Below are 23,997 nucleotides of genomic sequence, written 5' to 3'. Positions count from 1 at the left end.
TCGCCCTCCAATGAAGGAGAACACACATGAGTGACCGATCGACCACGCGGCGCACCTCGACCACCCCGGGCACTGGCTACGGCCGGGTCTCGACTGAGACGATGAGGAACATCGTCGAAACTCGCAGAACCCGCCGGTCGTTCTGGCAGCAGCTGACGCTCATCGGGCCGGCCTTCGTGGCCGGGGCATGGCAGTTCGGACCGGGCAACCTCACCACCGCTGTCCAGGCCGGCAGCGGCTATCAGTATGCGCTGATCTGGGTGATCGTCGTATCGACGATCCTCATGATCTTCCTCACCGACATGAGCGTGCGACTGGGTATCAAGTCGCCGATCTCGCTCATCTCCTCGATCAAGGATCACCTGGGCGGCTGGGTGGGCGTCGTCGCCGGAATCGGCGTCTTCCTGATCACCCTCTGCTTCTCGGTCGGCAACGCGGTCGGCTCGGGACTCGGGCTGTCGATGCTCCTCGGCGGCAGCCCGATCATGTGGACGGTCATCTGCACTGTCGTGGTGGCCGGCATCCTGCTGCTGCGCAACGTCTACCGCGTCATCGAGAAGGTTCTCGTCGTCGCGGTGGCGCTCATGTCCATCACGTTCATCGCATCGGCTTTCATCGCGAACCCGGATTGGGCTGCGGCCGGCGCCGGTCTGCTCCCCACAGCTCCGGGAGGCGCCTGGCTGCTGATCGTGGCGCTCGTCGGGACCAACTTCTCGGTGAATGCCGCGTTCTACACCTCGTACGGCACGAAGGAGCGCGGCCGGTCCGAGGCGGACTACCGCGACGTCACCGTGGTGGACACGATCCCCGGGATCGTCGCGCCCGGGATCATGACGGCACTGGTGATCGTGGTCGCCGCAGCCGTCCTCGGCCACACCGGTGAGGCCGCCCCGACCATCGTGGCCCTCGCCGGCGTCTTCGAGCCCCTCGCCGGACCGGTCGGCGCGACCATCTTCGGGCTGGGCTTCTTCGCCGCGGCGTTCTCCTCGATGATCGCCAACGCCACCGCGGGCGGGACCATGCTCTCCGACGGACTGGGCAAGGGTCCTTCGTCGAGCTCGGCCACAGCGAAGCTGGTCAGCGGCGGCATCCTGGCGTTCGGCGTGCTCATCGCGGTCGTCTTCCAGTCGTCGCCGGTGCAGCTGATCGTCATCGCGCAGGCACTGACCGTTCTCATCGCGCCGATCCTCGCAGCGCTGATCATCATCATGGCGAACCGCGTGACGCTGATGGGCGACATGCGCAACCGCTGGTGGCAGAACCTGTGCGGGATCATCGGACTGGTGGCCGTGGTGCTGCTGTCGATCCGGCTGGTGATCACCCTCGTCAGCTGAGGAGGCTACGGGCCGGCGCGTCGCCTCGACCGCCGGCCCGTCGTCACCCGGGGGCCCGTTGCACGGATGTCGGACGGATCGGCCAAGATCGTCGCCGACATGATCGCACGCTTACGAGATCGTCCTGCGATTCGTCGACGAGCAAAGCCGGCGGTCTGCAAGAATACGACACGAGCAGAGGAGCACCGAGATGCGTGACCGGAAGCGTCTGGCCGGCGCCGTTGCCGCAGGCGTTCTGTGTGCCAACTCCCTACCGCACCTGGCCACCGCCGTAACCGGCCACGAGCATCTGACGCCGTTGGGAGGCCGCCACTCCTCGCGCTGGGTCAATGCCGTGTGGGGGCTCATGAACCTTCTCGGCGGACTCGCGCTCGTGCGCGGCGTCGCCTCCGGGCGCCGCAGATGGGATTCCAGGCTGGTCTCCTTCAGCGCGGGCGCCGCCGTGTTCGCCGCGTGGATGGCGGGAAGCGAAGCCGTGCTGAGGACGAACAGCCGTAGCAGCTGAACTCACCAGGGGTTCGGCTTGTAATCCTTCAGGAAGACGCCGTGCACATCGACTCCGGCCTCGCCCTGCACGATCGGGTCATACACGCGCGCCGCACCGTCGACGAGGTCGAGCGGGGCATGGAAGCCCTCCTCCGCGAGGCGCACCTTGGTGTGGTGCGGGCGCTCGTCGGTGATCCAGCCGGTGTCGACCGCGGTCATCAGGATGCCGTCGGTCTCCAGCATCTCGCCGGCGCTGGTGCGCGTGAGCATGTTCAGCGCCGCCTTGGCCATGTTGGTGTGCGGATGCCCTGGGCCCTTGTAGCGGCGCGAGAACTGCCCCTCCATCGCCGAGACGTTCACGACGTACTTGCGGTGCGCCGGCGACGCCGCCATCGAGGCGCGCAGCCGGCTGATCAGCAGGAACGGCGCGGTGGTGTTCGCCAGCTGCACCTCGAGCATCTCGAGCGGATCGACCTGCTCGACCGACTGCACCCAGCTGTTGACGTGGTCGGTGTCAGGCACGAGACCGCCGGCGTCGATCGCCGAGCCGTCGGCGTGCTTCTCCAGTGACGACGATCCCGGTGCCATCGCGAGCCTTGCGAGGTCTTCGGCCGTCAGCGCCTGGCCGCCCTGCTCGGCCACGGTGCCGCCGAGGGCTGCGACCGACAGCAGCGGATTGGCGTCGACGGATGCCTGCAGCGCCTGCGGATGCGGGTCGGCGGTGTGCCCGAACGTCTCCATCTCGGGCAGTGGCCCGTCGGGAAGCGGCTGCATCTCGGCATCCGCCAGCAGCGAGTAGGCACCCGGCGAGCGCCGCACGGTCTGTGCGGCGTTGTTGATGAGGATGTCGAGCGGGCCCTGCGCGGCGACGGAGTCGGCGAGCGCGATCACCTGGGCGGGGTCGCGCAGGTCGATGCCGACGATGCGCAGCCGGTGCAGCCAGTCCGAGGCGTCCGGCAGGGACGAGAAGCGGCGCACGGCGTCGCGGGGGAAGCGCGTCGTGATCGTCAGGTGCGCGCCGTCGCGGAGCAGGCGCAGCGCGATGTGCATGCCGATCTTCGCGCGCCCGCCGGTGAGCAGCGCGCGGCGGCCGGTGAGGTCGGTGCGGGCGTTGCGCTTGCCGTGGCTGAAGCGCGCGCAGTCCGGGCAGAGCTGGTGGTAGAACGCGTCGACGAGCGTGTACGGCTGCTTGCAGATGTAGCAGTTGCGGGGCTTGAGCAATTCTCCTGCGGTCGGAGCATCCGCCGTCGTCTTCAGGTCGTGGCCGCGCGTCTCGTCGTCGATGCGGTCGGGAGCGCCGGTCGCGGTCTTCGCGACGACGGCCTTGTCGGCCTCGGCGATCGCATCGCGGATCTCCTTGCGGCGCACGCGCTTCACGGCCTTGAACATGGCGGCGGTCGCGCGGCGGACCGCGATGTAATCCGGATGCTGTTCGCTGATGCTGTCCAGTTGCTTCAGCACGCGCAGCGTGGTGGCGAGATCGTCCGGATCGAGGCCGTCGCCGAGGTCGGCTGCGCTGTCGGTGAAGGCTCCGGTCATTGGGCCGATTCTACGCGAGCGAGCTGGGAGAGGCCGTGACACTGTCGGCACCCGCGCGTATCGTCAGCGACATGGACCACAGCATCGTTCCCGCGTACCTGCTCGCACGCCTCGCCCAGTCGGAGCGCTTCGTGAAGGCGGCGGATGCTGCGCGCCAGACCCTGCTCGCCGGGCGCCCGCAGTTCCGCGCCCGCCTCAACTTCTCGATCGATGCGAACGGCACTCTCGTCGCCGAACTCGGGGATGCCCCGAACCGCACGATCAGCGACGCGGGTGGCACCGAGACCCTGCCGGGCGCCGTGGTGCGCGCAGAGGACGACCCACCCGTCGACGACGCGTCGGTGAACGAGGCGTTCGACGGTCTCGGCGCCACGTTCGAGCTGCTGCTCTCGGCGTTCCAGCGCAATTCGTTCGACGGCGCCGGCGCACCGCTGAACGCCACGGTGCACTACGGCACCGACTACGACAACGCCTTCTGGGACGGCGAGCGCATGGTGTTCGGCGACGGCGACGGCGAGGTGTTCCTGGGCTTCACACGATCGCTCACGGTGATCGGCCACGAGCTCGCGCACGGCGTGATCCAGCACACCGCGAACCTCGAGTACCAGGGGCAACCCGGCGCCCTGAACGAGTCGATCGCCGACGTCTTCGGCGCGCTCACCGAACAGTTCGCCGAGGGGCAGACCGCCGAGCAGGCGACCTGGCTGATCGGTGCGGGCATCTTCACCGACGAGGTGCAGGGCAAGGCGCTGCGATCCATGATCGAGCCCGGCACGGCCTACGACGACGACGAGCTCGGCAAGGATCCGCAGCCGGCGCACATGAGCGACTTCGTGCAGACCGCCGAGGACAACGGCGGAGTGCACATCAACTCGGGCATCCCGAACCGGGCCTTCGCCCTGGCCGCCCGCACGCTCGGCGGCAATGCCTGGGAGCGCGCGGGCACCGTCTGGTACCGGGCGCTCACCGGTGGGCTGTCGGCCACGGCGACGTTCCGCGAGTTCGCGGATGCCACTGTGTCCGCGGCCGAGCGCGAGTACGGTGAGGAGGTGACCGCCGCAGTACGCGACGCGTGGACGACCGTGGGAGTGCTGGATGCCGAGGGAACTCGACGCACCGAGTGACGAGACACCGAGCGAGACACCGGACGACGACGACCGTGTCGTCGTGGCCGTCGTCCGCTCGGGCGGCATCGCCGGCATCCGCCGTCGCTGGCAGGTCGAACCGCCGCGACCCGAGGCCCGCGTCTGGATCGCGCTCATCGAGCGCTGCCCCTGGGATGCTCCGTCCGACACGGATGCCGGGGCCGACCGCTATGTGTGGAGCATCCGCGTGCGCATGGCGCAGGAGCAGCGCGAGCGAGAACTCGCCGATTCGGAACTGCAGGGCGCATGGCGCGAACTCGTCGACGCCGTCCGTGATGCGGCTACTCCTGACGATCGAGCACCACGCGACTGACCGGCAGCGCCTCCGGGTGCTCCCGCTGCAGCCAGGTGACCATCTGCTCGCGCACCAGGCACCGCAGATCCCACTGGTCACCCGAGTCCTTCGACGACATCAGGAACCGCAGCGTCACGTGCCCGCCCTCTGACCCGGTCACCAGGACGTTCGCGGCACGACGATCCCAGGCATCCGATCCCTCGATGATCTCCATGAACTTCTCGCGCGCGGCATCCACGGGTACCCGCCAGTCGAGGTCCATGTAGACGGTGCCGAGGATCTTGTCGGATCTCCGCGTCCAGCTCTCCACCGGCTGCGACGTGAAGTAGGTGCACGGCAGGATCAGCCGGCGCTCGTCCCAGATGTAGACGACGACGTACGACAGGTTGATCTCGCCGATCCGCCCCCACTCGCCCTCGATCACGACCACGTCGCCGACGCGGATGGCATCGGTGAACGCGATCTGCACCCCGGCGATCAGGTTGCCGAGGGTCGACTGCGCCGCGAGGCCCGCGATGATGCTGACCACACCGGCCGACGCCAGGATGCTGGTGCCCACCGCCCGCACCTCGGGGAACGAGAACAGCACGACGCCGATCGCGATGACGCCGATCAGCACGACGACGAGGCGATTGAGCACCGTGAGCTGCGTCTGCCGGCGACGCGCCTCGGCACCCGTCGTGCCCTTCCGGCTGTCGTACTGCATGAGCCGCTCCATGCCGAACGTCACCAGCGTCGAGAGCAGCCAGGCGCCGACCAGCACGGTCACGATCAGGAGGAGGCGCTCCAGAACCGGCCACCAGGGCAGCGCCGCCGGAGCGGTCGCCGCGCACACGATCCAGGCGGCGATGACGAGTGCCAGCGTCATCCCGGGTGTGCGGATGCGGCGTTCCAGGTCGGCGATCCAGGCGGAGCGGCCGCGGGTGCGCCCCGCGATGAACCGCACGCCGATCACGATCGCCGCCACCACGACGATCGCCACGAGCGCGGCGATGAGCGTGCCGAGCCAGGAGGTCCATTCGAGCGTGAACTCTGCGAGAGAAGCCATCGCTCCACCCTAAGCACGGTGGGCGAAAGGGGCACAACCCCCTTGTTTCCCCATGCGCTCCGGAGCACGCTGTACTCACGCGGGAACTGTCGCGACAAAGGAGTCGAGATGTCTCAGAAGATCATCCCCAACATCTGGTTCGACCGGAATGCCGACGAGGCCGGCGAGTTCTATGCCGAGGTCTTCCCGAATGCGACCGCCACGGTCGTCGCCACCTACCCGGACGACGTCCCCGACTGGCAGGCCGAGTTCGCAGGCAAGACCCTGACGGTGGATGTCGTGATCGACGGGTACCGGCTGACGCTGATCAACGCCGGGTCGGAGTTCCGTCCGAATCCGTCGGTGTCGTTCATGCTGAACTTCGATCCGCTGCGGTTCGACGGAGACCGGGATGCCGCCCGCGCGCGCCTCGACGAGACCTGGGCGGCGCTGGCCGACGGCGGCCGCGTGCTCATGGAGCTCGACGAGTATCCGTTCAGCCCCCGCTACGGCTGGGTCGAGGATCGCTACGGCGTGAGCTGGCAGCTGATCCTCACCCACCCCGAGGGCGACTCGCGCCCCTTCCTCATCCCGCAGCTGATGTTCGGCGGGCCCGCAGAGGGCAACGCGCGCGAGGCGGCCGAGTTCTACTCGTCGCTGTTCCCCGATGCCGGTGTCGGCTACATCGCCGAGTACCCCGAGCACAGGGGAGCGGCCGAGGGCGGCGACGTCATGTTCGGTGAGTTCCGGCTCGCAGGGCAGTGGTTCTCGATGATGGACTCCGCCGCCGAACAGGACTTCTCGTTCACGTGCGGCGTCTCTCTCGAGGTCCGCTGCGCCGACCAGGACGAGATCGACCACTACTGGGACGCGCTCACCGCAGTGCCCGACGCCGAGGTGTGCGGGTGGCTCGCCGATCGCTACGGGCTCAGCTGGCAGATCGTGCCGGCGAACATGGGCGAACTCATGGAGCGTCCCGGCGCATACGCGAAGATGATGGAGATGAAGAAGCTCATCATCGCCGACTTCTGAACGTTCTGGAGACCCATGGGACTTTTCTCGCAGCGCAAGGATGAGGAGAACACCTGGGCGGCGCTGCCGGGCGAACCGCGCGATCAGGATGCCGCGGACGTGCTCGATGCGGCATCCACGGTCGATCCGCTCACCGTCGGCCTGGGTGCGCAGTACACGTCGATCGTGTTCCCCGTCGCACCTCCGGCGCCGGAAGCGGCCGAGGCGAGCGACGCCGCGCCGAAGGACCCGCTCGCCGAAGAACCCGACCCGCACGTGCTCGGTCCGGGACTCCTGCCGACCCCGTTCACGGCCGACCAGATCCGCGACGCGGCGCGGGGCGGCAAGACGATCCGGATGCTGGTCGAGGAGCCCGACGGCTCCACGCGCTTCCGTGTGAACAGGTTCCGTGACCCGGACGACGAGGGCGCGATGCTCGAGCGCTGGACCTCGGGCCCGACCGGCATCGTCGAGGGGGAGATCACAAGCTCGCGCGTGACCTGGCGCGAGCTGCAGGGGCACGCCGCGTTCCCCGCCGACCTCACGACCCTGTCGTCGGAGACGCTCAAGCTGCCGATCGGACGCGTGGAGTGCCTGCGCTACGAGGTGCGGGAATCCGCGGATGCCGAGCCAGACACGTTCTGGTTCGCGACCGCGCACCCCGGGATGCCGGTGCGCTACGAGACCCACCCCGAAGCCTCCTCCGAGACTGCACTCCGCGGCCGAGATGCCGGGAATTCCGCGGCGAGTCATCCGCGGAATGCAGTCTCGGCACGCGGAGACGGCGTGCAGCGTACGACCGTGATCGCGATCGAACGGCCGTAGGCCTCAGGTGAGGTCGAGCCGTTCCGGGCGCGCGCCGATGCCGACGAAGCGCCCCGTCAGGTGCGTGAGCCGCGGATGATCGCGCAGCAGCCGCAACGGCAGCGGCAGCGGCGCGTCGGCCTCGCGCGATGCGATCAGCGGTCCCTGCAGCCGGCGCTGCACGAATTGGGTGATCCGTGTCGGCCAGGCGCGGCGGCGCTGCACGCGGCGCAGATCCGAGGTCGTGGGATCGCCGTCGCGCAGCACCGGTCCGAGGATGCGGGCTGCGGCGACGGCATCCTGGATCGCCAGGTTGATGCCCACACCCCCGGCAGGCGACATCGCGTGCGCGGAGTCGCCGAGGCACAGCATCCCGTCGGTGAACCAGCGGCGCAGCCGCTCGAGACGCACCCGCAGCAGGTGCACGTCGTCGATGGTGACAGCTGTGGCGGCATCCGCCATCCGGGGTGAGATGCGCCCGATGCGATCCTGCATGCTCGCGAGGTCGGCGTCCGTGCCGTGCCAGGTGCCGGCGGGGATCACGTGCGCGATCTGGAAGAAGTCTCCTCGGTCGATCGTGATGATCATCCCGGCTCCCGCCTGCACGAAGGGGTAGGTCTCACCCGCGTGCTTCGCCAGTCGGAACCACAGCACGTCCATCGCCGCGGCGCTGCCGACCGGGGTGAGGCCGGCGGCTGCGCGCACCTCCGAGTCTCGGCCGGATGCGTCGATGACCAGGCGCGCGCGCACGATGACGTCACCGTCGGGCCCGGTTCCCGTGACGCCGACCACACGACCGTCTGCTGAGCCGCCGTCGCGGATCAGGTCGTCGATGCGCGTCTTGCGGAGCAGGCGGAATCCGGGATGCCGCGTCGCGCTGTCGGCGAGCAGATCGAGGAAGTCCCACTGCGGCATGAACGTCATCACCCTGCGGCGAGTGGGCAGACGACTGAAGTCGGCCAGGGTGAGCTCGGTACCGTGCCAGCTCAGGCTGACGCGGGCCATGTCGGCGTGCGGACGGGTGAGGAACTCGTCGAGGATGCCGAGTTCGCCGAGCAGCTCCTGGGTGGAGGGGTGGATCGTGTCTCCGCGGAAGTCGCGCAGGAAGTCGGCGTGCTTCTCGACGACGGTCACCGCCAGCCCCTGGCGCAGCAGGAGCAGCGCCGTCATGAGTCCGGCCGGGCCGCCGCCGACGATCACGCAGTCGGTTTCGATGTGGGTGCTCATGGGTCCACGATGATCCCGTGCGTGGCAGGATGCGAGCATGGTCAATAAACTTCGTGGTCGGCCGCGAGGGGATGCGACGGCGCGTCAGCGACTTCTGGATGCCGCGCATCGGCACTTCGAGGCCGGGGATCCGACTTCGCTGTCCGCGCGGCAGATCGCGGCTGAAGTGGGTGTGAGCCACACGCTGGTCAATTATCACTTCGGTTCGCGCGACGCCCTGATCGCAGCGGCCGTATCGCTGCGGGCCGCCCCGCACCAGGTGCTCGCATCGGCGAGGGACGATGACGGGCACATCGATCTCGCCCGCCTCGTGCACGGGCTGGTCCGTGTGTGGGAGCATCCGGACAACGGCGCGCGGCTGGTCGAGTTCGCCCGCCGGCTCGCGACAGGAGACGAGCGTTCCCCGACGCTGATGTCGTATCTGCAGAACACGGTGTTCGCAGATCTGGCCGCCGACTTCGGACAGGAACGCGCGAGGCGCATGGCGACGGCGATCATCGGGGTGATCTTCGCACGCTACGTGCTGCTGCTGCCTTCCATGACAGCACTCACGCCCGTGCAGGTCGCATCCCATCTGCTGTCGATGCTGCGGTAGTGCCCGCGGTGTCCCGCCGGGCGTGAGCTCGCCGCGTCCCCCGTTACGGTTGAATCATGACGATCACCGCCGCGGCAGACGGCTCCGCCCTCGGCAATCCCGGCCCCAACGGCTGGGCCTGGTACATCGACGACGACAATTGGGCAGCAGGCGGATCGCCGCACGGCACGAACAATCAGGGCGAGCTGCAGGCCGTGCTCGAGCTGCTGCGCGCGACCGCCGGCACCGACGAGTCGCTGATCATCATGTGCGACAGCAAGTACGTGATCGACTCGATCACCAAGTGGATGCCGGGGTGGAAGCGCCGCGGCTGGCGCAAGGCCGACGGCGGCCCGGTGCTGAACCGCGACCTGATGGAGTCTCTCGACGAGGCGATGCAGGGGCGCGACGTGAAGTTCGCGTGGGTCAAGGGGCACGCAGGCCACGACCTGAACGAGGCGGCCGACGAGCGCGCGAACGCGGCGGCGAAGGCGTACCAGGCGAAGCGGGAGCCGCGACGCGGTCCCGGATTCACGATGGTCGGGGTGGATGCCGGAACCATGGTGCCGGCCGGAGACCTGGCTTCTTCTGCAGCCGTCTCTGCTGCTGCGGACCAGCCGCTGTGGGCCGAGGCATCCTCACTCCTGGACGTGTTCAACGAGCCCGCGGCATCCCCCATCGAGCTGCAGCTCGCGCTCACGCCCGATGAGCACGCCCGGCTGCGCGACCGCGCTGAGGCGCAGGGCATCTCGCTGGAAGAGGCGCTCCGCCGGTTGATCTGAACCGGTTCGCTTCGACTCGTCGCTGACGCTCCTCGCTCAACGACTCGCACCACGAACATCGCAGCGGAAGCCGCGGGTCGTTGAGCGCAGGCGAGTCGAAACGTCGACTCAGATTCCGGCCGTCATCCACGCGACGACGACGTCGCCGATCATCGAGCGCAGGTGCTCGCGCCGGTCGGCGGCGAGCAGGTCACGGTCGAACAGGTACCCGAAGGTGTGCTGGTTGGCGACCTGGAAGAAGCAGTACGAGCTGATCAGCAGGTGCACGTCCAGCGCATCCACGTCGCTGCGCACCGATCCCTCTGCCCGCCCGCGCTCCAGCACGGTCTCGAGCACGTCGACGGCCGGCTGGTTCAGCGTGCGCAGGCCCTCGAGCCGCTTGATGAACTCTCCGCGGTGGATGTTCTCGATCGAGACCAGCCGGATGAACGCGGTGTGGTTCAGGTGGTGGTCGTAGGTGAGCTCCGCGATCTGCCGCAGCGCCTCCACCGGAGGCAGATCCCCGGCGTGGATCGACTGCTCGGTCTCGCGGATGCCGCGGTACGCGTTCTCGAGCACGGCGAGGTAGAGCTGCTCCTTGCCGCCGAAGTAGTAGTAGATCATCCGCTTCGTCGTCTGCGTGCGTTCGGCGATCTCGTCGACGCGCGTGCCGGAGTACCCCGACTCGGCGAACGCCTCGGTGGCGACCTCGAGCAGCTCTGCCCGCGTCCGCTCGGCGTCGCGCTTGCGCACCACCGGTTCGCTCATGCTGTCCACTCCCACATCATGCCCCACCCGCCAGGACCCGCCGCGGATTCGCGACCATGAGCTGGTGCTCGGTGGCCTCATCGAGTCCGGCGGCGCGCAGCCGCGGCAGCACGTTCTCGAACAGATGCGACATGGTCCACGACGGCGTGTGCACCGCCCGCCAGGACGGCGGGGTGACCCGACTGAACACGGCGGCGTCGTGCGAGAGCACGATGCGGTCGGCGTATCCGGCGTCGAGCAGCTGCAGCAGCATCCGCTCGCGATCCGCATCGCGGCCGACGTGCTCCATGCCGAACCGGTCGAAGCCGAGGAACGAGCCGCGATCGGCGAGCCCGCGCAGGTATGCGAGGTCGGTCGAGTCGCCGCTGTGGCCGATGACGACGTGGTCCAGCGGCACCCCCAGACGCTCGAGCGCATCCTGTTGGACGATCCCGCCGCGGGATGCCGCGTGCGAGTGCGTCGTGATCGGCACGCCGGTGCGCCGATGGACCTCCGCGGCGGCCGCGAACACACGGGAGGCGTCGGGGGTGAGGCCGCCGGCATCCGAGGCGATCTTGATCATGCCCGCCCGCACGTCCGTGCCAGCGATCCCGCGCTCGATGTCCCCCGTGAACAGCTCGACGAGCGGGTCGGGGCCGTCGACGATGAGTCCAGGCCCGTTCAGCCGGAAGTACGGCGGCAGGACCTCTGCGGCGTAGCATCCGGTCGAAGCGATCATCCGCACCGGCACTCGGGCGGCGACCTCGGCGACCCGGCGCACATCCCGGCCGAGCCCGATCACGGTGAGATCGACGACCGTGCGCACGCCGTGGTCGAACAGCGACGAGAGAGTCTGCACGGCGCGTTCGATCCACGCCTGCTCATCCCATTCCGGATGAGGCATATTGACGTCGAGCTCGGGGTCGGTGACGAAGACGTGCTCGTGGATCAGAGTGATCCCGAGCGCATCCCCGTCAAGCGAACCCGTGAACGTCGGTATCGAACGCGCCATGCAGGAAGGATCACTCCGAGGTGGAGCGGATGGCCTCGTAGACGCTGAGCGAGTCACCGGTGAGCACGCCCGAGAGGTACTCCTCGGCCTTCTCGCTGAACGCGTCGCGGTCGACGTCCTCGATGACCTCCCACTCGCCGCCGGTGCGCCACTCCTCGAGGATGGCCTCCTCGTCTTCTGCGACGCAGGAGGTGACCTCGGTGACGGCCTTCTCGGTCGCGTCGGTCAGCGCCTGCTGCTGCTCCTCGCCGAGGTCGTTCCAGACCGGTCCGACGATGACGAGGTTGGTGTTGAGCTGGTGCGAGCTCATGCTGACGTAGTCCTGCACCTCCTTGAGGTTGGAGGCCACGATGTTGGTGATCGGGTTCTCCTGGCCGTCGACCGTGCCCTGCTGCAGCGCGAGGTAGAGCTCCTCGTAAGCCACCTCGGTGGCCTCGGCGCCGAGCGCCTTGGCGTTCATGAGGAACTGCGGCGAGCCGGGGAAGCGCATGCGCAGCCCCTCGAGGTCCTCCGGTGTCCGGATCGGCGTGTTCGCCGTGAACTGGCGGGCGCCGGCCGACCAGGCACCGAGCGTGTGCACGCCGGATGCCTCCTCGAACGCCTCCGTGACCGTATCGGATTCGTCGCTGGCCATGAAGCGCGCGAGGTGGTCGGCATCGTCGAACGCGTATGCCGCGTCGAGCACGCTGATCGGCTCGTACACGGCTCCGAGCGCCGAGGCGCCCTGGATGTCGATGTCGATGTCCCCGGAGGCGACGGAGGCGATGCGGTCGGCGTCGCCGCCGAGCTGGCTGGATGGGAAGATCTCGATCTCGAGTCCGACCTCGGCAGCATTCACCTCGTCGGCGATGATCTGTGCGCCGCAACGGTGCTGCGGCTGATCCTCGTTGTAGCTGTGGGCGAGCGTGAGCTTCTGCGTCGCGCCGGCATCGCCGTCGCCACCGGTGCCCGTGTCTGCGCCTGCGCAGGCCACCAGCATCATCGCCGGTGCTGCGGCAAGGGCGATCCACATCGTTCGCCGCGTGCGTCGTGCGTTCATCGGTTCTCTCCTCTTTCTGGTGCTGTTTCGGGTGTTGCGTCTGTCGTCACGGGTGCGGGGGATGCGGCCGCCTCGCCGGCGACCAGGTCGTGGAGGTCGGCGAGCATGGCCGTGCGGTCCGCGCGCTCTCCGGTGAAGATCTCGAAGGCGTCCGCTGCCTGGTGCATGGCCATGCCCAGGCCCGACATGGTGCGGATGCCGCGGGAGCGCGCCGCCTGCAGCAGCGCGGTGTCGGCCGGGCGGTAGACGATGTCGGCGACGCGGATGGCGCCCGACAGCAGCGCGGGGTCGAACGGTGCGCCGGGGTGCGCAGCCATGCCGATCGGCGTGGCGTTGACGACGAGATCGGCGCCGGCGAGCGCTGCGGGCAGGGCGCCGAGAGGGACGACCCGTGCGCCGGCGCCGCCGAGTGCGCTCACCTGGGCGGCGAGGGCGTCGGCGCGTTCGCCGACCTGATCGATCAGCATGAGCTCGTCCACCGGATGCTGCACCAGTGCCGTCGCGACGGCGGAGCCCGCACCGCCGGCGCCGAGCAGCACCACGCGGCCGAGGGGGTCCGCGCCGAAGGCGTCGGTCAGCGCGGCGCCGAAACCCGTCACATCCGTGTTGTGGCCGATGGCACCGGCATCCGTGAACACGACGGTGTTCACCGCTCCGACCGCCCGCGCACTGTCGGAGAGATCGTCGAGCAGCGGGATGACGGCCTGCTTGACCGGATGCGTGATGTTCAGACCGTTGAAGCCGAGGCGCCGCGCAGCGCGCAGCAGCATGCCGAGGTACTCCGGCGTGCCTTCCGCCCGCGCGAGGTCGATGGTGCGGTACACGTAGTGCATGCCGTGCCGCGCGCCCTCGAGCTCGTGCATCGGCGGGGTGAGAGACGGGGTCACTCCCTCGCCGATGAGTCCGATCAGCACGGCCGGCCGGCGAGCGCTGACCGTCCCGGGGAAGTCGGCGAGGGTCACAGGCCCAGCACCCCCGGCAGCCACATCACGGCATCGGGCAGCAGGATGATGAGCACGCAGATGACCAGCAGCGGCACGATGAACGGCAGGCTGCCGCGGAACACCTCGCCGATGCGCGTCTTCGACACCGCCGCCGTGACGAACAACACGGTGCCGACGGGTGGGGTGAGCAGCCCGATCATGAGCGACAGGATCATGAGCACGCCGAGCACGATCGGGTCGACGCCGATCTGGTTCGCGATCGGAAGGATGATCGGCACCGTGAGCACGAGGATCGCGGTCGCGTCGATCACGGTGCCGAGGATCAGCATCAGCACGGTGACGAGGATCATGAACACGACAGGGCTGTCGGTGATCGCGAAGACCAGCTCGGTGAGCATCTGCGGCAGCCGCTCGCGGGCGAGGATGTAGCCGAGCAGCGACGCGGAGGCGACGATGATCATGATCGACGCGGTGGTGGTGACCGTCTCGGTGAGCGCCTTGATGAAGCTCTTCAGGCTGAGCGAGCGCTGCAGCACGCCGACCAGGGCGATGTAGGCGACGCCGACGGCCGCGGCCTCGGTCGGGGTGAAGAATCCGCCAAGGATGCCGCCGAGGATGATGAACGGTGCGATCAGCGGCAGGATGACGCCCTTGCTCGAGGCGACGAACTCCGCGCGGTCGAAGGTGCCCTTCTTGACGTTCTGCATGCGACGCACCAGCATCCACACCACGATGCACAGGCCGATGGCCATGAGCAGGGCGGGGATGACGGATGCCGCGAACAGCGCGCCGGTGGAGACCGCTGCCAGTCCCGCGTAGATGACCGCGGGGATGCTCGGCGGCATGACCGGGGCGATCAGTGCGGAGGTGGCCGAGACGCCGGTGGCGAAGCGGCGGCCGTAGCCGGCGCGGATCATCGCGGGGATCTGCACCTTGCCGAGGGCTGCGGCGTCGGCGACGGCGGAGCCGCTCATCCACGCGAAGCCGACACTGGTGCCGACGGCGACATAGCCGAGGTTGCCGCGGACGTTGGCGAGAAGCGCCTGCGCGAAGCGGAACAGCCGGTCGGCGATACCCGCATGGTTGGCCAGCGCGCCGAGGAAGATGAACAGCGGGACAGCGAGCAGCGGGAAGCTGCTGGCGGCGTTCGTGACGGTGCGCAGTGCCATGCCGAGCGACTGGCCCTCGATCGCCATGTACACCAGGGACGGCCCCAGGAAGGCGAACGGGACGGGCACGCGGATCGCGAGCAGGACGGCGATCGCGAGGGCGAGGAGGAGGAGAGTCACAGTCCTGTCACCTCCGGGAGGTCCTCTTCGACGTCGGCGACGATCGGCCCGTGCAGGGCGATGTCGGCCGCGGCGATGAGCGCGCGGATCGTCGTGCTGATCACGCCGATCAGCACGGGGACGTACACCCACGACATCGGCACGCGCAGCACGGGCGACTTCACGATGCTCTGGGTCTCGACTAGTGCCCAGGCCTCCATCGCCATTCCGAAGGCGGTCGCGGCGACCACGAGCAGGGAGATCACCTGGATGACGCGGACGGTCATGGGGTTGCGAATGGAGTCCACGAGCTCGAGCGCGATGTGCCCATGCGTCGTGACGAGCACGCCCATGGCGGCGAACGTCGCCCACAGCAGCGCGAATCGGGCGAGTTCGCCCGTCCATGCGACGCTCTCGAACGGCAGGTAGCGCTGCAGTGCCTGGTAGAAGACCAGGACGAGGATCATCATGACGGAGACACCGCCGATGACCAGCTCGAAGCCGGTGATGTATCGCGCGATCCGGCGCAGGATGCCGGTTCGCTGATGTTGCTGATCTGAGGTCACAAGACGCCTTCGTCATAGGTGGATCGGGTGCTGGAACTGAATGTACTGGTTAGTACATTGTTTGGGCAAGATCTCTGGGAAATTAATGTACAAACTGGTACGTTCACTGCCATGCGCACCTCAATCGCCTCCGTCTGCATCTCGGGCGGACTCGTCGAAAAGCTCCATGCCTGCGCGGAAGCAGGCTTCGACGGCATCGAGATCATGGATGCCGACCTCATCGCCGCACCCGAGTCGCCCGAGGAGATCCGCGCCCTGTGCGATCGCCTCGGGCTGAGGATCGAGATGTTCCAGCCGTTCCGCGATGCAGAGGGGGTCTCGGACGACCTGTTCGCCGACACGCTGCGGCGCGCGGAGGCGAAGTTCCAGATCATGAAGCGGCTGGGCACCGATCTGATGCTCGTGTGCAGCAACGTCGCCACAGCGACCGTCGATGACGACGAGGTCGTGGCCAGGCAGCTCGGCGAGCTGGCCGACAGGGCGGCGGTGCACGGCATCCGTCTCGCGTATGAGGCGCTCGCCTGGGGCCGGTACGTCGACGACTACCGCCGCACCTGGGAGATCGTGAAGCGCGCGGACCGGGCCAATCTCGGCGTCTGCCTGGACAGCTTCCACATCCTCTCGCTCGCACATGACCCGGCGGGCATCGAGCAGATCGATGCCGAGAAGATCTTCTTCCTGCAGCTGGCGGATGCGCCGGCGCTCGACATGGACGTGCTGTCGTGGAGCCGTCACCATCGACTGTTCCCCGGTGAGGGCGATTTCGATCTGGTGGGCTTCATGACGCATGTGATGCGGGCCGGGTACGCGGGGCCATGGTCGCTGGAGGTGTTCAACGACACGTTCCGGCAGACCGACACCGTGCGCACGGCCGCGCACGCGCACCGTTCGCTGGTCTGGCTCGCCGATCGCACGGCGGCGGCGAATGACTGGGAGGACGGACGGCTGGGCGAGGCACCGGCAACGACGGGGCTGGACTTCGTCGAGGTGGCCGGGGCGGATCTCGCCGAGGTCGACGAGCTGCTCGCCCAGCTCGGATTCGCGTTCGAGGGGCAGCATCGGTCGAAGCCGGTGCGGCTGTGGAGCGCGGGGTCGGCGCGGATCATCCTGAACGAGCAGGTGCGGCACGGCGAGCCGGTGCTCGCCGGGATCGGTCTGCAGACGGCGGATGCCGGGGCCGCGGTCTCTCGCGCGCTGGCTCTCGGGTCGCCGTCGGTGTTCCGGCGGACCTATGAGGGCGAGCAGGACCTCCAGGGCGTCGCAGCCCCGGACGGCACGCAGGTGTTCTGGAGCTCGCTGCCGGCAGAGCGGTCGTGGCTGCAGGAGTTCGAGGGAGGGACGGCGGGCACGGGCGGCCTGGTGGGCGAGGTCGACCACATCAACCTCGCCTACGCCTGGCAGGACTTCGACGAAGCCGTGCTGTTCATGTCGAGCGCGCTGTCGCTGCAGGCGGATGCGCCGGCGGACGTGCCCGGGCCTCTCGGGCTCATCCGCAGCCAGGTGATGCGCACGCCGGACGGCATCATCCGGGTACCGATCAACCTCGCTCCCCCGACGGCGAAGCCGCCGGCGCGGCACATCGCGGTGCGCTGCGCCGACGTGTTCGAGGTGGCGCGGCGAGCGCGCGAGCGCGGCATCGACCACCTGCGGATCCCGGCGAACTACTACGACGACCTCGCGGCCCGGTTCGACCTGCCGGACGGGATGCTGACGTCGCTGCGGGAACTCGACCTGCTGTACGACCGGGATGCCGACGGCGAGTTCATCCACTTCTACACGCGCACGATCGGCGACGTGTTCTTCGAGGTGGTCGAGCGTCGCGGCGGCTACGACGGGTATGGCGGCGCGAACGCGCCGATCCGGCTCGCCGCCCAGCGGTAGCCGTCAGCCTCGCTTCTGCAGCTCCTCCGCCGCCTTGCGTGCCCCGCGCACCGCGATCGCGACGCTGGTGAGCGTCGGGTTCATGGTGTTCGCCGTGGGGATCAGCGCGTTGCCGCCGACCAGCAGGTTCGAAACGCCCCACACCCGCGAGTACGGGTCGGCGACGGACGTGCCGTCGTCGCTCTCACCCATGCGCATCGTGCCCATGTAGTGCAGGCTCGAGCCGTTCGGCAGCAGCCGCGGCGGCGCGACGAACGTGCCGAGCGCCGCTCCGGCGCGCTCGAGCCGCTCGGTCACCTGGGCGATCTCCGCCTCCTCGCGCTCGGTGAGGGCGTACTCGATCGTCATGTTCGGGAACCCGCGGTAGTCGAGTTCCTCATCTGAGAACCGCACGCCGTCCTCGACTCGCGGGTGCTTGCGCACGCCGTACCCCATGTTCACGTATCCCCAGCGATTGCCGGCCTCGGGGCTCGCGGGGTCGAGCGGGAACGGCGGGTTCTCCGCGTACATGACCTGCAGCGAGAACGGATGATCGGGTTCAGAGAACGGGATGCGGTTGACCGCCGCGACTGGATCCGCCGCGTGCACGGCGCGGTGCTCGAGCTCTGCGGACAGCTGCTCTTCCGTGACGAGCGCGCTCATGCGGTCGCCGTCCAGCGAGACCGTGCTGATGACGACGTGATGTTCGGTCAGGTAGCGCCCGAGCGCAGCGGGACGGATACCGGACGCCCACAGCAGTTGCGGAGACCGGAACGCGTCTGCCGCGACGACGACGAGATCAGCCGCGACGAAGGAGCTCTCCTTCGTGCGGAGGTCTTCGACCGTCACCCCGCGCACCCGTCCGTCCTCGTGCTCGACACGGCGCACCAGAGTGAGGTCGCGCAGCTCGAACCGTGCACTCTCCTCCGTGCCCTCCTCGATGAGCGGCCCGAGGATCATGTCGGCCCCGGCCCACACCATCGATCCGTCCGGCTGCGGGTCGCCGGCGACGGGCAGCGTGCCGACGCCGTAGCCGTCGGGCAGCCCTGCTCCGAACTCGTCGCTGAGCAGCGACCGGATCGCACCGCCGATCGGCGAATCGGCGAAAGCCGCGGCCTGATGGTGTAGCAGTCGCTCGGCCGTGGAGACGAGGTCCTCCCACTCGTCGTCGTCGATGAACGAGATCTTCTCGCTGAACGCCGGCCGCGGAATGGCGCAGGTCCAGTGCGCGCCCTGCCCTCCGACGTTGGTTGCCGCCGCCACGGCCGGGAACGTCGGCGCATGAGCGGATCCTTCTCCGCCGAAGTCCAATAGGTGCGTTCCCTGCCTCGCCGTGAACATGCCCTCGACGACGACGCTCTCCGGGATGCCGAGTGATTCCCGGAAGGCCCCGGCCTGCGGGCCCTGTGACATCTCCCGCGCGCGCGACTTCTCATCGGGATCGGCGATGTTCCGCACGCTCGCGCCGGGCCGTTCGGTGAGCTGCGGACCGGCCTCGAACAGCACCACGCGCGCGGTCGGGAGCTGTTCGAGGATCGTGCGCGCGTAGGCGGAGCCGATCGGTCCGCTGCCGACGATGGCGACGGTGGGCTGTTCGGTCATGCTGTCTCCTCAAGGGGTCAGGCGGGAAGGGGCTCGGTGGCGGCGGCGGACACATGCTCGTCGGACAGGCGGCCTTGCGGCATCATCAGCGCGGCGATGAACCCCACGAGGTAGACGGCGGAGAGCGCCAGGAAGATCGGCGCGAACACGTCGCGGTAGATGCCGGCCACGAGGAGCTGCGTCGCAGCATCCATGCCGTGCACCTGCTGCGGTGTGAGCGATGCGGCATCCAGACCGCCGGGCAGGAGCGCTCCGACTCCGAAGCCGACGACGCCGCCGATGATCGCCGTGGTCACGGTCGCGCCGATCTGGCGGACGAGGTTGGTCGTCGCGGTGATCGCGCCCGTCTCGCTGCTGGGGACAGCACTCTGGACGACGGTGATGATCAGGCTCATGAACGCGCCAGTGCCCACCCCGACCACGAACATCACGAGCATGGGCACCCACAGCGGCAGGCCGACAGGCAGGGCGGCCATCACCACGAGCCCCATGGCGCCCAGCGCCGTTCCCAGGATCGGGAAGGCCCGATAGCGACCCGTCCGGCTGGCGAGATGCCCGGTGGTCAGGTTGCTGACCAGCATGCCGAAGACGGTCGCGATCGGCACGAGCCCCGAGACGGTCGCGCTGGTGCGATAGGCCATCTGGAAGTAGGTCGGCAGGTAGGCCGTGATCGAGAAGATCCCGACGCCGATGATCGCCGAGAGCGCGATCGAGGCGCCCACGGTCCTGTTGCGCAGCAGCCGGAACGGCACGATCGGCTCTGGCGCCCGCATCTCCGCGAGCACGAATCCGGCGAACGCGAGGACCGCGATCGTCGTCGCCACCAGAGCGCCCAGGCGCAGCCCCGGATCCGGCAACCAGGTGACGGCGAGCACCAGTGCGACGAGCGCGATCGTGAAGGTGACCGCCCCGGCGCCGTCGAACGAGCGGCGGGCGCCGGGGGCGATGTGCGGGATGGCGAAGACCGCCAGCACCAGCGCCGCGACTCCGAAGGGCAGATTCACCCAGAAGATCCACTGCCATCCCCAGAAGTCGGTGATGAGACCGCCGAGCACTGGACCGATGAGGATCGCGATCGGGAATGCCGCGCCGATGATCGCCATGTACCGGGGACGCTGTCTCGGCGTCGTGACCTGCGCCATGATCGTCTGGGACATCAGCTGCAGCCCTGCCGAGCTCATCCCCTGCAGCACGCGCCCGACGATCAACCAGACCATGCTCGGGGCGAAACCGCACGCGAGGGATGCTGCGAGGAACGCGACGAGCGACACCAGGAAGATGCTGCGGGGACCGACGACGTCACCGAGCTTGCCGAGCACGGGCAGCAGGACGGTGCTGGCCAGGGTGTACCCGACCACGACCCAGCTCATGTGCTCGAGCGCGCCGAGTTCACCCGCAACGGTGGCGAGAGACGTCGAGACGACGGTGTGGTCGAGCGCCCCCAAGAAGGAGACGGTGAGGAGGGATGCGACCAGCAGACGAAGCCGCAGGGGAGTCAGTGGCATGGCGAGTCGCCCGAGAGATCGGGCAGTCGACGCGACCTTGTGTGCCTCTGCGGCATCTTCGCGCAGAGATCGGGTTCCGCAGAACCCCGACGCCACGTCCATCCTACCCGACCTTTAGTTTGTTTTCAACATAAGTCAGGTGCGATACCGCGCCCGGTTGCGCGTCCGCGCCGCCGGCACGACGGGAGCCGCCACGATCTCGCCCACGACGCCCCGTAGCTCGCCGATGCCCTCGACGACCATGCGCACCTCGTCATCGGTCTTCAGCGGCGGCGGGCTCAGCTCACCGTGTCTGCCCCACAGCTCGCCGAGGCATCCGCCGTTGCCCACCGTGCCGCTGCCGAGCACGTCTCCGGGGACGACCCTGGAGTTGCGTGAGGCGTATGCGACGAGTTCGGCGAACGGCCAGCCCATGTTCGAGACGAGGTCCTCGCCGATCAGCTCCCCGTTGACGTGCACTTCGGCGCGCACGGCGAGGAACCCCTCGGCGTCGAGGTACGGCGCGAGTTCGTCGGCGGTGACGATCCAGGGGCCGAGCGTCGTGGCGAAGTCCTTGCCCTTCGCCGGTCCCAGGCGCACCTTCATCTCACGCGACTGCAGGTCGCGTGCGGACCAGTCGTTCATGATCGTGTAGCCGAAGATCGCGGAGGCCGCGGCATCCACGTCGAGGTTCTCCCCGCCGGCACCGCCGATGACCGCGGCGATCTCGAGTTCGAAGTCCAGCCGAGACGTCTCGGGCACCGGAACGACCTCGCCCGGTCCGCGCACGGTGTGCGGGTTCGTGAAGTAGAACGTCGGTGCCTCGTACCATTCCGGCACGACCTCGCTCTTGCCGTCGACGGAGGCGCTCACGCCCTCGACGTGCTCCTCGAAGGCGACGAAATCGCGGATCGCGGCCGGAACGAGCGGCGCGAGAAGCGTCACGCCGGCCAACGGCTGGGCAGCCGCCTGATCACGTCGGACGAACAGCGCGTGCGCGGCATCCAGCCCCTGCTCGAGCACGTCGGCGACGCGCAGCGCATCGGGGAAGGGGATGACGACGTCGCCGTCGACGAAACCTTCCGCGTGACCTGCGTCGGTGAGCCAGCGCGCGATCCTCACGCCGGCACCTTCGTCGCGAGCAGCGCCGCGGCGTTGCCGGCGAGGATGCCGTCGGTGATGTCCGCGGAGAGGCCGGCGCCGCGGACGAAATCGACCGGTTCATCGAGTCCCATGTCGAAGGGGTAATCGCTGCCGAGCACGACCTGCGAGGCACCGGCGGCGGCGATCAGATGCTGCAGCGCAGACGGATCGTGCACGACGGTGTCGAACCAGATCTTCGACAGGTACGACGACGGCGCGTGCGCGCAGCGCCGTGCCTCCGGGCGCACCTGCCACGCGCGGTCGGAGCGCCCGATCGCGAACGGCAGGTATCCGCCGCCGTGCGCCACGACCAGCTTGAGACTCGGATGCCGGTCCAGCACTCCCGCGAAGATGAGGTGCGACAGCGCCACGGCATTCTCTGTCGGCTGACCGACGGTGTTCGAGAGGTAGAAGCGGTCGAGCCGCTCGTCGAGGCTGCAGCCGAACGGGTGCAGGAAGACGACGCAGCCGAGTTCGGCGGCGCGCGCCCAGAACGGCTCGAGCCGCTCGTCCGACAGCTCGACGTCCCCCGCGAACGACGAGATCTCGACGCCGGCGAGTCCCCGCCCGAGGACCGCGTCATCGAGGCATTCGACGATGCGCTCGGGATGCTGCAGCGGAACGAGACCGAGACCGACGAGCCGGTCCGGGACCTGCGCGACGTGCTCTGCCACGAGCCGGTTGGCCTCGTTCGCGGCCCAGACCGCGAGGCCCTCCGGCGCCCAGGGATAGAAGTGGTTGGGCGATGCGCTGACCCACTGCACGTCGACGCCCTGCGCGTCCATCGCGGCGATCCGCTCCGTCACCTGCGTGAGCCTGGGGATGCGCGAGCCCACCATCGGCCCCGACACCGCGAGGCTCTCGGCACCGTTGCGTCTGAGCTCGAGCGCGGCGGCCTCCTGCACGAGCTCTGGAGCGCGCGCCTCGACGCCTGCCTGGAGCGAGGGCAGCAGCACGTGTGCGTGGACATCGATCGTCATGCCGGCTCCGCCATCTTCTGCGCGACACCGAAGATCAATCCGCCGGCGTCGGCATCGCGATCGCCGTCGATCTGCCACTGTGCGAGCTGCGACGAGGCGTCGACGACGGTCTTCGCCCGCGGCAGACGCCGGGCGTGGAACTCGTCCCACATCCCCTGGTCGATGTGATCCCGGTTCAGGAGCAGCTCGGTCAGCACGACGGCATCCTCGAGACCCTGCGCGGCCCCCTGCGCGATCGTGGGAGGGCAGGAGTGCGCCGCGTCGCCGATGATGACGACCGGACCGCGGTTCCACGGCTCCTCCACGATGTGCTTCGTGAACCAGGTGTAGTTCGCCGTGGCGCCCTGTTCGAGGTCGGCGCGGATCGAGTTCCAGGGGCCGCCGTAGGCGCGTGATTCCTCGAGCATGATGCGCGTTGCATCCTCCGGCGACACGTCGAAGCGGTCCTGCGCCTTCTCCACGAGGAAGGCGTACATGGTGTCGTCTCCGGTCGGCGTGTAGCCGGCGATGTACACCGGTCCGCCGTAGTAGAGCTCGCTGCTCTCCACCTCTGCCGGCCGCGACACGAAGGTGCGCCAGATGCCCATCCCGTTCGCCTCGGGTCTGGTCTCGATGCCGATGAGGTCGCGCACTGCTGAATGGAGACCATCAGCGCCGATCAGCAGGTCGTACACGCCGGCGGACTCATCGTTGACGAACACCTCGACGTCACCGTTTTCGCGCACGTCGATGCCGGAGACCCTCGCTCCGAAACGGATGTTCGCGCCGGCTCGCTGCGCGTGGTCGAACATGATCCGCGCGAGTGCGGGGCGCGGCATGCCCATCGCAGCGGGATAGTCAGGACCGCCCATCTTCACGTCCGGAAGCGCGGCGACGACCGGAGCGTCCGGCCCGGGTGCGCGCAGCTTGAGGCCCTCGAAGGGGTAGCCGGCGGCGCGGATGTCGTCCCAGATGCCGAGCTGGCCGAACGCGCGCAGCGCGTTGCCCTGCAGCGAGATGCCCGAGCCCTGTGTGTTGAACTCCGGCTTGGCCTCGAAGACGTCGACGGCGACGCCGGCGTCCGCGAGCTGGATGGCGGCGGCGAGCCCGACGACGCCGCTTCCGGCGATGGCGACCTTGTGCACTGCGGTCATTTCAGAACCTCCCTGT

General features: G+C 68.8%; 23 protein-coding genes. 9 read left to right on the top strand and 14 right to left on the bottom strand.

Annotation, left to right across the window (positions count from 1 at the left end):
* Positions 1–26: 26 nt before the first annotated feature.
* Positions 27–1,334 (top strand): Nramp family divalent metal transporter, encoded by a 1,308-nt coding sequence (locus tag IM776_RS01240; protein WP_194421284.1) that lies wholly within the window; start codon positions 27–29, stop codon positions 1,332–1,334.
* 190 nt (positions 1,335–1,524) lie between these two features.
* Positions 1,525–1,839, top strand: coding sequence for a hypothetical protein (locus IM776_RS01235; protein ID WP_194421283.1), 315 nt, complete (start codon positions 1,525–1,527; stop codon positions 1,837–1,839).
* 2 nt (positions 1,840–1,841) lie between these two features.
* On the opposite strand, the gene IM776_RS01230 is transcribed toward IM776_RS01235, so the two are convergent.
* Positions 1,842–3,359, bottom strand: coding sequence for an SDR family NAD(P)-dependent oxidoreductase (locus IM776_RS01230; protein WP_194421282.1), 1,518 nt, complete (start codon positions 3,357–3,359; stop codon positions 1,842–1,844).
* Between the two features lie 71 nt (positions 3,360–3,430).
* Here IM776_RS01230 and IM776_RS01225 point away from each other — a divergent pair, with 71 nt between their 5' ends.
* Positions 3,431–4,483 (top strand): M4 family metallopeptidase, encoded by a 1,053-nt coding sequence (locus IM776_RS01225; protein ID WP_194421281.1) that lies wholly within the window; start codon positions 3,431–3,433, stop codon positions 4,481–4,483.
* Complete coding sequence (locus tag IM776_RS01220; protein WP_194421280.1) at positions 4,455–4,817, top strand: protealysin inhibitor emfourin; 363 nt, start codon at positions 4,455–4,457, stop codon at positions 4,815–4,817. Before IM776_RS01225 ends, IM776_RS01220 begins: the two co-directional genes overlap by 29 nt.
* Here IM776_RS01220 and IM776_RS01215 read toward each other — a convergent pair.
* The gene (locus IM776_RS01215) at positions 4,786–5,847 is read right to left on the bottom strand and encodes a mechanosensitive ion channel family protein (RefSeq protein WP_194421279.1); all 1,062 of its coding nucleotides are present in this window, start codon (positions 5,845–5,847) and stop codon (positions 4,786–4,788) included. The genes IM776_RS01220 and IM776_RS01215 overlap by 32 nt on opposite strands.
* Positions 5,848–5,955: 108 nt before the next feature.
* On the opposite strand from IM776_RS01215, the gene IM776_RS01210 reads away from it, so the two are divergent.
* Both IM776_RS01210 and IM776_RS01205 read left to right on the top strand, forming a co-directional pair.
* Positions 5,956–6,858, top strand: a complete 903-nt coding sequence (locus tag IM776_RS01210) for a VOC family protein (protein WP_194421278.1) — start codon at positions 5,956–5,958, stop codon at positions 6,856–6,858.
* Positions 6,859–6,873: 15 nt separating this feature from the next.
* Positions 6,874–7,662: a hypothetical protein gene (locus IM776_RS01205; RefSeq protein ID WP_194421277.1), complete on the top strand. Its 789-nt coding sequence runs from the start codon at positions 6,874–6,876 to the stop codon at positions 7,660–7,662.
* A 3-nt stretch (positions 7,663–7,665) separates the two neighbouring features.
* Here the strand turns inward: IM776_RS01205 and IM776_RS01200 are convergent, their stop codons facing one another.
* Positions 7,666–8,868 carry an FAD-dependent oxidoreductase gene (locus tag IM776_RS01200; protein ID WP_228479846.1) on the bottom strand — a complete coding sequence of 401 codons (1,203 nt, stop codon included), beginning with the start codon at positions 8,866–8,868 and terminating at the stop codon, positions 7,666–7,668.
* A 37-nt stretch (positions 8,869–8,905) separates the two neighbouring features.
* Between IM776_RS01200 and IM776_RS01195 the strand changes: the two genes are divergently transcribed.
* Entirely contained in the window at positions 8,906–9,463 is a 558-nt protein-coding gene (locus IM776_RS01195; RefSeq protein WP_194421275.1) for a TetR/AcrR family transcriptional regulator, read from the top strand.
* A 56-nt stretch (positions 9,464–9,519) separates the two neighbouring features.
* A complete protein-coding gene (locus IM776_RS01190) occupies positions 9,520–10,224 on the top strand; it encodes a ribonuclease H family protein (protein ID WP_194421274.1) in 705 nt (234 codons plus the stop codon).
* A 108-nt stretch (positions 10,225–10,332) separates the two neighbouring features.
* Here IM776_RS01190 and IM776_RS01185 read toward each other — a convergent pair whose 3' ends face one another.
* Genes IM776_RS01185 through IM776_RS01160 form a run of 6 tightly spaced genes read right to left on the bottom strand, consistent with a single transcriptional unit; the run spans position 10,333 to position 15,779 of the window.
* Positions 10,333–10,971, bottom strand: a complete 639-nt coding sequence (locus tag IM776_RS01185; RefSeq protein WP_194421273.1) for a TetR/AcrR family transcriptional regulator — start codon at positions 10,969–10,971, stop codon at positions 10,333–10,335.
* Positions 10,972–10,987: 16 nt separating this feature from the next.
* Complete coding sequence (locus IM776_RS01180; RefSeq protein WP_194421272.1) at positions 10,988–11,962, bottom strand: phosphotriesterase family protein; 975 nt, start codon at positions 11,960–11,962, stop codon at positions 10,988–10,990.
* Between the two features lie 10 nt (positions 11,963–11,972).
* Positions 11,973–13,001 carry a DctP family TRAP transporter solute-binding subunit gene (locus tag IM776_RS01175; RefSeq protein WP_194421271.1) on the bottom strand — a complete coding sequence of 343 codons (1,029 nt, stop codon included), beginning with the start codon at positions 12,999–13,001 and terminating at the stop codon, positions 11,973–11,975.
* A complete protein-coding gene (locus IM776_RS01170) occupies positions 12,998–13,963 on the bottom strand; it encodes a shikimate dehydrogenase (RefSeq protein ID WP_194421270.1) in 966 nt (321 codons plus the stop codon). Before IM776_RS01170 ends, IM776_RS01175 begins: the two co-directional genes overlap by 4 nt.
* Positions 13,960–15,234, bottom strand: coding sequence for a TRAP transporter large permease (locus IM776_RS01165; protein ID WP_194421269.1), 1,275 nt, complete (start codon positions 15,232–15,234; stop codon positions 13,960–13,962). Before IM776_RS01165 ends, IM776_RS01170 begins: the two co-directional genes overlap by 4 nt.
* Positions 15,231–15,779 carry a TRAP transporter small permease gene (locus IM776_RS01160; protein ID WP_194421268.1) on the bottom strand — a complete coding sequence of 183 codons (549 nt, stop codon included), beginning with the start codon at positions 15,777–15,779 and terminating at the stop codon, positions 15,231–15,233. Before IM776_RS01160 ends, IM776_RS01165 begins: the two co-directional genes overlap by 4 nt.
* A gap of 111 nt (positions 15,780–15,890) precedes the next feature.
* On the opposite strand from IM776_RS01160, the gene IM776_RS01155 reads away from it, so the two are divergent.
* The gene (locus IM776_RS01155; RefSeq protein WP_194421267.1) at positions 15,891–17,660 is read left to right on the top strand and encodes a sugar phosphate isomerase/epimerase and 4-hydroxyphenylpyruvate domain-containing protein; all 1,770 of its coding nucleotides are present in this window, start codon (positions 15,891–15,893) and stop codon (positions 17,658–17,660) included.
* Positions 17,661–17,663: 3 nt separating this feature from the next.
* Here IM776_RS01155 and IM776_RS01150 read toward each other — a convergent pair whose 3' ends face one another.
* The 5 genes from IM776_RS01150 to IM776_RS01130 form a co-directional block, all read right to left on the bottom strand.
* Positions 17,664–19,241, bottom strand: coding sequence for a GMC oxidoreductase (locus IM776_RS01150; protein WP_194421266.1), 1,578 nt, complete (start codon positions 19,239–19,241; stop codon positions 17,664–17,666).
* Positions 19,242–19,258: 17 nt separating this feature from the next.
* On the bottom strand, positions 19,259–20,746 hold the full coding sequence (locus IM776_RS01145) for an MFS transporter (RefSeq protein WP_194421265.1): 1,488 nt from the start codon (positions 20,744–20,746) through the stop codon (positions 19,259–19,261).
* 135 nt (positions 20,747–20,881) lie between these two features.
* Entirely contained in the window at positions 20,882–21,847 is a 966-nt protein-coding gene (locus tag IM776_RS01140) for a fumarylacetoacetate hydrolase family protein (RefSeq protein ID WP_194421264.1), read from the bottom strand.
* On the bottom strand, positions 21,844–22,848 hold the full coding sequence (locus tag IM776_RS01135) for an amidohydrolase family protein (protein ID WP_194421263.1): 1,005 nt from the start codon (positions 22,846–22,848) through the stop codon (positions 21,844–21,846). The genes IM776_RS01140 and IM776_RS01135 overlap by 4 nt, the downstream gene beginning before the upstream one ends.
* Positions 22,845–23,981: an FAD-dependent monooxygenase gene (locus IM776_RS01130; RefSeq protein ID WP_194421262.1), complete on the bottom strand. Its 1,137-nt coding sequence runs from the start codon at positions 23,979–23,981 to the stop codon at positions 22,845–22,847. Before IM776_RS01130 ends, IM776_RS01135 begins: the two co-directional genes overlap by 4 nt.
* Positions 23,982–23,997 lie beyond the last annotated feature (16 nt).

The organism is Microbacterium abyssi (assembly GCF_015277895.1).
GTDB lineage: Bacteria > Actinomycetota > Actinomycetes > Actinomycetales > Microbacteriaceae > Microbacterium > Microbacterium abyssi.
This window is presented reverse-complemented; position numbering and strand designations above follow the sequence as displayed.